10 protein-coding genes are annotated in these 9854 nt (G+C 51.2%); 2 read left to right on the top strand and 8 right to left on the bottom strand.

The genetic code is table 11. From position 1 onward, the window contains the following. The first annotated feature begins 112 nt into the window (after positions 1-112). Positions 113-994 carry a protease HtpX gene (gene htpX, locus GN208_RS11605; protein ID WP_004235332.1) on the top strand — a complete coding sequence of 294 codons (882 nt, stop codon included), beginning with the start codon at positions 113-115 and terminating at the stop codon, positions 992-994. A 244-nt stretch (positions 995-1238) separates the two neighbouring features. On the opposite strand, the gene GN208_RS11600 is transcribed toward htpX, so the two are convergent. The 3 genes from GN208_RS11600 to hxpB all read right to left on the bottom strand — a co-directional run bounded on the left by GN208_RS11600 (position 1239) and on the right by hxpB (position 4256). After that, on the bottom strand, positions 1239-2633 hold the full coding sequence (locus tag GN208_RS11600; RefSeq protein ID WP_004235333.1) for an L-cystine transporter: 1395 nt from the start codon (positions 2631-2633) through the stop codon (positions 1239-1241). Between the two features lie 234 nt (positions 2634-2867). Further along, positions 2868-3425, bottom strand: a complete 558-nt coding sequence (locus GN208_RS11595) for a metal-dependent hydrolase (RefSeq protein ID WP_015422761.1) — start codon at positions 3423-3425, stop codon at positions 2868-2870. A 165-nt stretch (positions 3426-3590) separates the two neighbouring features. Further along, a complete protein-coding gene (gene hxpB, locus GN208_RS11590) occupies positions 3591-4256 on the bottom strand; it encodes a hexitol phosphatase HxpB (protein ID WP_004235335.1) in 666 nt (221 codons plus the stop codon). A gap of 180 nt (positions 4257-4436) precedes the next feature. Between hxpB and GN208_RS11585 the strand changes: the two genes are divergently transcribed. After that, positions 4437-4976, top strand: a complete 540-nt coding sequence (locus GN208_RS11585; protein WP_004235338.1) for a YniB family protein — start codon at positions 4437-4439, stop codon at positions 4974-4976. A 71-nt stretch (positions 4977-5047) separates the two neighbouring features. On the opposite strand, the gene GN208_RS11580 is transcribed toward GN208_RS11585, so the two are convergent. The 5 genes from GN208_RS11580 to GN208_RS11560 all read right to left on the bottom strand — a co-directional run bounded on the left by GN208_RS11580 (position 5048) and on the right by GN208_RS11560 (position 9638). Then, the gene (locus GN208_RS11580; protein ID WP_004235340.1) at positions 5048-5911 is read right to left on the bottom strand and encodes a fructosamine kinase family protein; all 864 of its coding nucleotides are present in this window, start codon (positions 5909-5911) and stop codon (positions 5048-5050) included. Between the two features lie 193 nt (positions 5912-6104). Then, positions 6105-6959, bottom strand: a complete 855-nt coding sequence (locus GN208_RS11575) for a metal ABC transporter permease (RefSeq protein ID WP_004235342.1) — start codon at positions 6957-6959, stop codon at positions 6105-6107. Further along, positions 6956-7831, bottom strand: coding sequence for a metal ABC transporter permease (locus GN208_RS11570; protein WP_004235344.1), 876 nt, complete (start codon positions 7829-7831; stop codon positions 6956-6958). Before GN208_RS11570 ends, GN208_RS11575 begins: the two co-directional genes overlap by 4 nt. Further along, a complete protein-coding gene (locus GN208_RS11565; RefSeq protein WP_004235346.1) occupies positions 7828-8712 on the bottom strand; it encodes a manganese/iron ABC transporter ATP-binding protein in 885 nt (294 codons plus the stop codon). The genes GN208_RS11570 and GN208_RS11565 overlap by 4 nt, the downstream gene beginning before the upstream one ends. Continuing rightward, complete coding sequence (locus GN208_RS11560; protein WP_004239974.1) at positions 8709-9638, bottom strand: metal ABC transporter substrate-binding protein; 930 nt, start codon at positions 9636-9638, stop codon at positions 8709-8711. The genes GN208_RS11565 and GN208_RS11560 overlap by 4 nt, the downstream gene beginning before the upstream one ends. Positions 9639-9854: the final 216 nt, after the last annotated feature.

The raw sequence follows: 9854 nt of genomic DNA, 5'->3' as shown, positions 1-9854 counted from the left end.
GTAAAGTTGTTTAATAATTAAAGTTATTCGGTTAAAAAGCCTTGAAATATGGCAAAATGCCCCTATTTTCTGAGGCATATGATGGGCACACTATTTAAAGGATCATACTGATATGATGCGAATTGCATTATTTTTACTCACAAACCTGGCCGTAATGGTTGTCTTCGGCATTATTCTGTCGCTGACCGGCGTTCAGAGTCAAAGTGTGACCGGACTGATGATTATGGCAGGGTTATTTGGCTTCGGCGGCGCATTTGTGTCTCTGCTGATGTCAAAATGGATGGCACTGCGCTCTGTCGGCGGGCAGGTGATCACTAATCCGTCCACTCAAACGGAGCGCTGGCTGGTGGAGACGGTACGCCGTCAGGCACAGCAGGCCGGTATCGGCATGCCGGAAGTGGCGATCTACCACGCGCCGGATATTAACGCCTTTGCAACCGGCGCACGCCGTGATGCGTCACTGGTGGCGGTCAGCTCCGGGTTACTGGAAAACATGAGCCGCGATGAGGCGGAGGCGGTTATCGCCCATGAAATCAGCCATATCGCGAATGGTGACATGGTGACCATGACGCTGTTACAGGGCGTGGTAAACACCTTTGTTATCTTTATTTCCCGTATTCTGGCACAACTGGCGGCAGGTTTTATGTCAAACAACAATGACGAAAACTCAGGCAGCCAGGGCAACCCGATGATTTATTTCGCGGTATCGATGGTACTGGAAATTGTGTTCGGTATTCTGGCCAGCATTATCACCATGTGGTTCTCACGCCGCCGTGAATTCTATGCGGATGCGGGCTCTGCAAAACTGGTGGGCCGCGAGAAGATGATCGCCGCACTGCAACGCCTGAAAACCAGTTACGAACCGCAGGAAGAGGGCAGCATGATGGCGTTTTGCATCAACGGCCGCAATAAATCATTCAGCGAACTGTTTTTATCACACCCGCCGCTGGATAAGCGTATTGAAGCACTGCGCAGCGGTGAGTTTCTGAATTAATCACTACATACTGATAAAAAGGCCGTTACGCCCAGCGTTACGGCCTTTTTTATGCCTGTCTGCGGAGCAGTAATAATGCCGAAGGTGGCATCCGAAAACATAACGTGACAGGCGGATCCGATGATTAACCTGGCGGTGTGACGCGGGGGAAGTCTGCAGGAACCATGGTGATATCAATAAAAAGCCCGTATTCATATCCTGAATACGGGCTTTTTGTTATCTGACGATAATCAGCGGCGGAATATTATCCCTGCTGTAAATCTTCGTCATTATCGTTATTAAACAGGGTTTTGTCTGTCTGGCCCAGGATCTGGCTGGTGACTGTCCCGGCGGTCATGGAACCACTGACGTTCAGGGCGGTACGGCCCATATCAATCAGCGGCTCGACAGAGATCAGCAGCGCGACCAGAGTGACCGGCAGACCCATTGCAGGCAGAACAATCAGTGCCGCGAAGGTGGCACCGCCGCCGACACCGGCAACACCGGCTGAACTGACGGTGACGATACCGACGAGTGTGGCAATCCACAGCGGGTCAAACGGGTTGATACCCATGGTCGGGGCAACCATCACCGCCAGCATGGCCGGGTAAATCCCCGCACAACCGTTCTGGCCGATGGTGGTACCGAAGGAAGCCGCGAACCCGGCGATAGAGTCAGGAATACCGATACGGCGGGTTTGTGCTTCCACGCTCAGCGGAATACTGGCTGCACTTGAACGGCTGGTAAAGGCGAAAGTCAGCACCGGCGCGATTTTACGGAAGAAACGCAGCGGATTGATACCGGCAGCGCCGACAATCAGACCGTGAACCACAAACATCAGCAGGATCGCAATATAAGAGGCAACGACGAAAGTCCCTAATTTAATGATGTCCTGAATGTTTGAACCGGCAACCACTTTGGTCATCAGAGCAAATACGCCGTACGGGGTAAAGCGCATCACCAGACGCACCAGTTTCATCACCCACGCCTGCAGGATATCAATCGCGCTGAGCACTTTGGCACCGCGCTCTTCGTTGTCTTTAATCAGCTGAAGTGCAGCCACACCCATAAAGGCGGCAAAAATCACCACGCTGATGATGGAGGTCGGGTTAGCACCGGTCAGGTCAGCAAACGGGTTTTTCGGAATAAAGGACAGGATCAGCTGCGGCACGGTCAGGTCAGACACTTTGCCTGCATACTGGGATTCCAGCTGGGTCAGGCGTGCGGTTTCTTTCACACCCTGAATCAGACCATCTGCGGTTAAGCCGAAAGCGAGGGTGATCAGAATACCGATTAAGGCGGCAATTGCTGTGGTGATCAGCAGGGTGCCGATCGTCAGCACGCTGATTTTACCCAGCGATGATGCCTGATGCAGACGGGCAACCGCGCTGAGAATAGACGCGAAGACCAGCGGCATAATCACCATCTGTAACAGCTTCACATAGCCGTTACCGACGATATCAAACCACGGCAGCGCCTGTTTTACTGCGTCATGCTCCGTACCGTAGAATGCATTCAGCCCGAGGCCGAACAGAACACCGATCACCAGACCGGTGAGTACCTTTTTGGACAGACTCCAGTCCTTATTACTGCTGAGCTTCATCAGCACCAGCAGCAGAATAACGAATATGGCGAGATTGCTGATTAATGGAAAGTTCATCCCGGTCTCCGATACCTGTTGGTATGTTGTTATAGTGTGTTGACTAAATCGCATACAGTTATGCAGATGCTAAAACTGTAAAGGATGCGTTATAGATTAACAGGAGTTTTCTGCAGTACTTATAATTAATCTGCATTATTTATAGCTATATTGTAGATCACAGTGGTTGATTTAGCCTGAATCGTCATTAAACGGATGTTTTTCTATAGCTGATGGTTATATAAAACGGATTATTTATAGCCTGGCCGATATCTGAGCCAGTATCAGTTCCCGGACATGATCCCACCAGACCTCCCAGTGAGCAGGCAGATAGAACGAGGCCACCAGTACAACCAGCGCCACACTGCGTTCCGCCCGTTTATTGGCTTTGCTGCCCAGCAGCGGGATGCAGAAACGCCAGCGTACCGGCCATAACAGCGGGATCCCGGCGGTCGTCAGCATATCCCCGGCCAGGTGGCTGAGATACCCGACAATCACAGCCTGATAAAAATCCGCCGGAACAGACCAGCTGACCGGCAGTTGTGTGCGGAACAGAATAACGCCGGTCAGAATTGCCAGCAGACTGTGGGTGAAACCCCGGTGGCCGCACAGGCGGGAGATTGGCACTGAAATAAAGCGAACCCACTGACCCAGCATGGATTTAGGATGATCGATATCCGGCAGCAGAGCACCGGCGAGGGCGCCGGGGATCAGGTGCAGCCAGTCCCCCTGACTGATATCAGGCGAAATCTGAAGCTGATGAACCATCACTACAGAAGCGACAGAGAAAAGCAGGTGACCCTCAGCTGTCATGATACCGGGTAAATACTCAGGTGTTTATTTATACAGTGTTACAGTATAAAGTCTTTTATGACGCCCGGCCAGAGGGTAAGAAAGAAAAAGGCTTATTTATTAATGAATAACTCCGGAATATTTCACTAACGGAGCAGGGCGGGATATTTCCCGCCACAAAAATAATCAGCGGACCATAGCCGCAGTCAGTTCGCTGAGCGATGACAGGCGGTAATCTGCCAGTGACCAGCGCGGGTCAGCGGCCATTTCAGCGGACGGAACCACAATGGAGCGCATGCGGGCGGCTTTACAGGCAATCATACCGTTAACGGAATCTTCCAGCGCCACGCACTGCACCGGCGGAACACCCAGTGCTTCAGCGGCATTCAGATAAACCTGCGGATGCGGCTTGCTGTAGGGCAGATCACCGGCAGACACCACCGCATCAAAATAATGGCGGATATTAAACATCTCCAGCACAGATTCCAGCATATAGAGCGGCGAGGCGGAAGCCAGGGCGATTTTCAGTCCCTGTGACTGACACAGGGAGAGCGCATGTTCCACACCGGGCAGAAGCGGACGCTCTTTTTCCACCATGGCAATTGTGGAATCAATAATCCGCTGAATGACCTCTTCTTTAGAGGGAGTCTGCCACGGCGAAACCTGATACCACAGCTCCACGACCTGGTCGATACGCAGACCCAGCAAATCGGGCAGCTTATCCCGCAGTGACATATCCAGGCCGATGCTGCTGAAAACCTGATTTTCGCTCTGAAGCCAGAATGGCTCGGAGTCAATCAGTAAACCATCCATATCAAAAACAGCGGCCTGTACCGGTAAGGTGTGGGACATAGTGTATGCTCCTGAGATCCTGCAATGAATTAAAACATTCTCTGATTGTAACAAGCCGGGGCAGAGAGTTCATTAAGTGACTTAATAATTTACGGGGTAAAAAAGTCCGGAATAATGATAATGATCTTCTCCTGATTTCTGCGCTATGATTACAGGGAAAAAATTAAATGAGGAAAGCGCATGACGCTGCAACAGGCACGCTGGGTTGCTGTATTTAAACGGGTGGCAGGCTGGGTGGTTTTTATTCCGGCCCTGATCTCAACCATTGTTTCGTTACTGAAACTGGCTCATCAGCAGAGTACCGGCAGTGATAAAATTAATGCCGTTATCGGGGATTTTATCAATGTGGTGACGGAAATGATCCGTGTGAATACACCGTTCCTGAACACATTCTGGAATAACTCCCCTGTACCGGATAAATTACTCGGTTTTGAAGGTCATAATCTGAGTTTTTTACTGATTTATATCCTGATGTTTGTGGGGCTGGCGCTGAGTGCATCCGGTATCCGTATGTCCCGGCAGGTAAAATTTATCCGCGAGAATATTGAAGATCAGGCCATTATTGAAAATGCCAGAGAGAGCGGAAAAACACCGGCGGATTTAATCGCCAAAATACGTATTCCGAATCACACTATTTTCCGGCAAATTTTTGTGCTGTATGTGCTGCCGGTATTTATCGGCGCAATTGCGTGGTTTTTAATTAAGTTCCTTAACTGGTAAGCAAAACAGCCTGAATAAAAAATACCCCGCAGAGTCTCTGACGGGGTATTTTTTTGTCTGTAAGACAGGGATTAACCGGCGAGAATATCGTCAATAATCGTCTGCGCACTCTGATAATAACGATCGCCAAATAAATGGCTGCGGTGAAGCTGATAATAGAGCTGATAGAGCGGCTGGCGCTCTAAGAAACCACTTTCCAGCGGCCAGACCTGCTGATAGCCGTCGAGGATTTGCATCGGCAGCTCAGGGAAAAAAGAGAGCATCGCCAGATCACACTCACGATCACCCCAGTAACACGCCGGGTCAAACGCGACTGTTCCGCCGTCAGCCACCGCCGCACAGTTTGACGGCCACAGATCGCCGTGGAGCAGGGATGGCTGCGGCTGGTGGTCAGACAGCTTTTGCTGTACACGCCGGATAATGCTGTCAATATCGCCGAAGATGATACCTTTTTCTTTCGCCAGCTGTAACTGCCAGCCAATCCGTTTTTCAGCAAAGAAAGAAGCCCATTTTTTATCCCAGGCATTCGGCTGGGGATTGGTACCCAGCAGGTTATCTTCATCGAAACCGTAACGGGGCTGTTCATGCCACTGGTGCAGACGCGCCAGCTGCTGCCCGAACATATAGGCGGAATGGGAATCAAAAGGCTTCAGCGGCAGATATTCCATAATCAGGAAGCTGAACTCTTTTGTCGACCCGACACCATAAACGGCGGGGGTTGTCAGTGTACGGCTGCGGCTGAGAGCATCAAGCTGCTCCGCCTCGGTTTTGAATACCTGCAACATGTCACGCCGGTTATATTTGATAAAAACCGGATGATCGCCGTAACGGGCACTCCGGGAACGGTGGATTTCACCGCCATCGAGTTGTTTCTTGTCAGAGAACGAGTGTTCGCCGAAATGTTCACTGAGTATACGTCCTGCTGCCTGCCACATGAGCCACCTCACTAAGCCGTCTATCAGTCAGTCTATCTTACCGCCGGAAAATAAAAGAAAAAAGCGGACATCTCACACAAATTACACAGTAAGAGCAGGGAAATACAGAAAAGGACAAAAACGGATGGCTGTTTCGGAAGAGTCCGGAAGCGGGGGATATCCCGGTGACAGAATATCCCCCGTGAACAGAAGGTCAGGCAACCTGTCTGCGGCGTTTGAGAGCGGATAACCGCAGCTGGTTATAAATCAGTGCCAGCACAAAATAGAGTGCCTGAACCAGGACAATACAGGCACCGGTGGCGCCGTCGATATGGAAGCTGACGACAGTGCCGATATAGCTGGAGCTGACAGAGACCAGAATCGCCACCAGGATCATTTTGCCGAAGCTGCGGCACAGCAGGAAGGCGATGATACCCGGAGAAATAAGCATAGCGATTACCAGAATGATCCCGACCGCCTGGAGAGAGGCGACGATGGTCAGTGCCAGCAGTGATAACAGCCCGTAGTGCAGCATGCGGACCGGCAGTCCGATAACCCGTGCCTGGTTGGGATCAAAGCAGTACAGCATGAAATCTTTGTATTTCACCATCAGTACCACCATGGTCAGCCCCGCGATAATCAGGGTCTGACGCAGTTCAGCCTGCGTGATCCCGAGGATGTTACCAAACAGAATGTGGGTCAGGTGTTGTTCGGTATCAATGCGGGTAAACAGTACCAGACCGAGGGCAAACATACCGGAGAACACAATCCCCATCACGGTATCTTCTTTGATCCGGCTGTGTTCTTTAAGGTAACCGGTGGCAAAAGCACAGAAAAGCCCTGATACAAACGCACCGATAATCAGCGGAATGCCCATCACGAAGGCCAGCACAATACCCGGCAGTACCGCATGGGAAATTGCATCCCCCATCAGCGACCAGCCCTTTAGCACCAGGAAGCAGGAGAGAACGGCACAGACCGCGCCGGTCAGAATAGCGGCAAACATGGCCCGCTGCATAAACGGAAAGGCAAACGGGTCAATAAACAGAGAGGTCAGAAAATCACTCATGAGTTTGCCTCCTGACGCAGTTTTGCTGATTCACGACGGGCACGGCGGCGGGCGGAGAGCATGCCGTGTTTTGGTGCGAAGAAGAAGGCAATCATGAAAACAATAGTCTGTAAGGTCACAATCATGCCGCCGGTCGCGCCGTTCAGAAAATAACTGATGTAGGCACCGGCACTGCTGGTGACCGCTCCTAAAACGACGGCGATAATCAGTAATTTTTTAAACTGATCGGTTAACAGATAGGCGGTGGCTCCCGGGGTAATTACCATCGCAATCACCAGAATCGCCCCGACTGTCTGGAGTGCCGCGACAGTACAGGCACTGAGCAGGGTAAAGAAAATAATTTTCAGTGCCAGCGGGTTCAGGCCGATAGAGCGGGCATGGGTTTCATCAAAGAAAACCACCAGCAGATCTTTCCAGATGAACATCAGTACGAGGAAAGAAACCGCAATAATAATTTCCACCTGCAGCATGTCCTCATCGGCAATCCCGAGGATATTCCCCATAATAATGGTCTGTACATTCACAGAGGTCGGGTTCAGGGAAACGATCAGCAGACCGGCGGCAAAGAAGGTGGAAAATATAAACCCGATCACCGCATCTTCCCGCAGGCGGGTCAGATGCCGGACAAAGGTCATGGAAAGGGCAGCGAGCATCCCGGTGAAGAACGCACCGACAGAGTAGGGGAAACCGAGAGCGTAAGCCCCCGCCACACCGGGAACCACAGAGTGGGAGAGGGCATCTCCCATCAGTGACCAGCCCTTGAGCATCAGGTAAGCGGACAGAAAGGCACACACCGCGCCCACAATACCGCTCACCCAGATGGCTTTCACCATATAGTTGTATTCAAACGGCTGAAGTAACAGCTCTGTCATGGCTGCTCTTCCTTACTGCCGGTCTTCACCGTCAGATTATCCTGATGGCCGTAGAAGACAGCGGCGCGTTCGTCATCGGTAATAACGGTCAGTGAACGCGGGTCATCGTCGTCATGCAGATCCGGCCCGGACAGATTGATATGACGCAGCACTCCGCCGAAGGTTCTTTCCAGGTTTTTCTGGGTAAACGTGGTGGCGGTCGGGCCGCTGTCGAGTACAGTACGGTTTATCAGGATCACATGGTCACAAAACTCCGGCACACTGCCGAGGTTGTGGGTGGAGACCAGCACCAGGTGCCCCTCTTCGCGCAGTGAGCGCAGTAAATCGATAATGGCATTCTCTGTTTTGACATCCACGCCGGTAAACGGCTCATCCAGCAGCAATACTTTACCGTTTTGTGCCAGCGCGCGGGCCAGAAACACACGTTTTTTCTGGCCGCCGGAAAGCTCGCCTATCTGGCGGTGACCCAGCCCGGTAAGACCGACACGTTCCAGTGCATCGGCGACAGCTTTTTTGTCTTCTTTACCGGGAATGCGCAGAAAACCCATTTTTCCGTAACGGCCCATCATCACCACATCAGAGACCAGAACAGGAAAGTTCCAGTCCACTTCTTCTGTCTGCGGGACATAGGCAATCACATTCTTTTTCAGCGCAGCACGCACCGGTTCATCATTCAGTGTCACCCGGCCCTGTGTCGGTGTGACCAGCCCCATAATAGTTTTAAACAGGGTGGATTTACCGCTGCCGTTAATACCGACGAGGGCGCAGATAGAGCCGCCCTCTATGCTGAAACTGGCATCAAAAATCGCGGTATGGCCGTTGTTATAAGTGACAGTGGCGTTATCGACAACCAGCTGTGGTTTGCTGAATTGATCACTCATTGATGAAATCCTTTGGCGATAGTATCTACAGTGGTATTGAGCAGATCAATATAGGTCGGAACAGGGCCGTCAGCGGCAGACAGGGAGTCCACATACAGTACGCCGCCGTACTCTGCACCGGTTTCTTTGGCGACCTGTTTAGCCGGTTTGTCGGAAATGGTGCTTTCGCTGAATACAACCGGAATTTTATATTCGCGGACGGTATCAATCATGTGGCGGACCTGTTGCGGTGTACCTTGCTCTTCTGCGTTAATCGGCCACAGGTATACTTCCTGAAAACCGTAGTCATTGGCCAGATAACTGAATGCGCCTTCACTGGTCGCCAGCCAGCGCTGATTTTCCGGGATATTGGCCAGACGGGCACGGAGCGGGGCATCAAGTGCTTTTATCTTCGCGGCATACTCAGCCGCATTTTTATTGTAGGTTTCCGCATTCGCCGGGTCATGTTTTACCAGCGCAGCCCGGATATTTTCGATGTACATCAGGGCATTGGTCGGGGACATCCAGGCATGCGGGTTCGGGTTACCGTTATAGGCGCCGCCACGGATGGAATTAGGGGTAATACCTTCGGTAATGACAACCGCCGGGACATCCTGTAAATTTTCAAAGAAGCGCTCAAACCAGCGCTCCAGATTCAGGCCGTTCCACAGGATAAGATCCGCATCCTGCGCCCGCATAATGTCTTTCGGGGTTGGCTGGTAGTCATGGATTTCGGCACCGGGTTTGGTGATGGATTCCACAACAGCGGCATCACCGGCCACATTCTGCGCCATATCCTGAATAATGGTGAAGGTGGTTACGACCTTAAATTTTTTCTCCGCCGCAGCGGCATACCCGCCGACCGCGCACAGGGTAAGCAGCAGCACAGCATGGCGGAATATCTGTGTCAGGGACGGAAGGGAAAACGTATTTTGTTTTTTGTTCATTTTATCAGCCTGCCTGGTTAAAGTGTGACAATCACTAAGGATATCGTTATTGATAATGATTATCAATATCATTTATTGTTGTCAAGCACTTCCGTAATATCTTTATAACATTCAGTACGATCGATTCACACTATGCTATGAATCACATAAAATGTAAAAGTTAAGTAAACTCCTTTTGGTTTATGTGTGTTTTCAGTATTCTTAGCTTCGTCAGAA

This window comes from Morganella sp. HSTU-ASny43, from assembly GCF_022819185.1.
Taxonomy (GTDB): Bacteria; Pseudomonadota; Gammaproteobacteria; order Enterobacterales; family Enterobacteriaceae; genus Morganella; species Morganella morganii.
The sequence above is the reverse complement of the archived record's forward strand: the minus strand, read 5'-3'. Positions and strand labels throughout refer to the sequence as shown.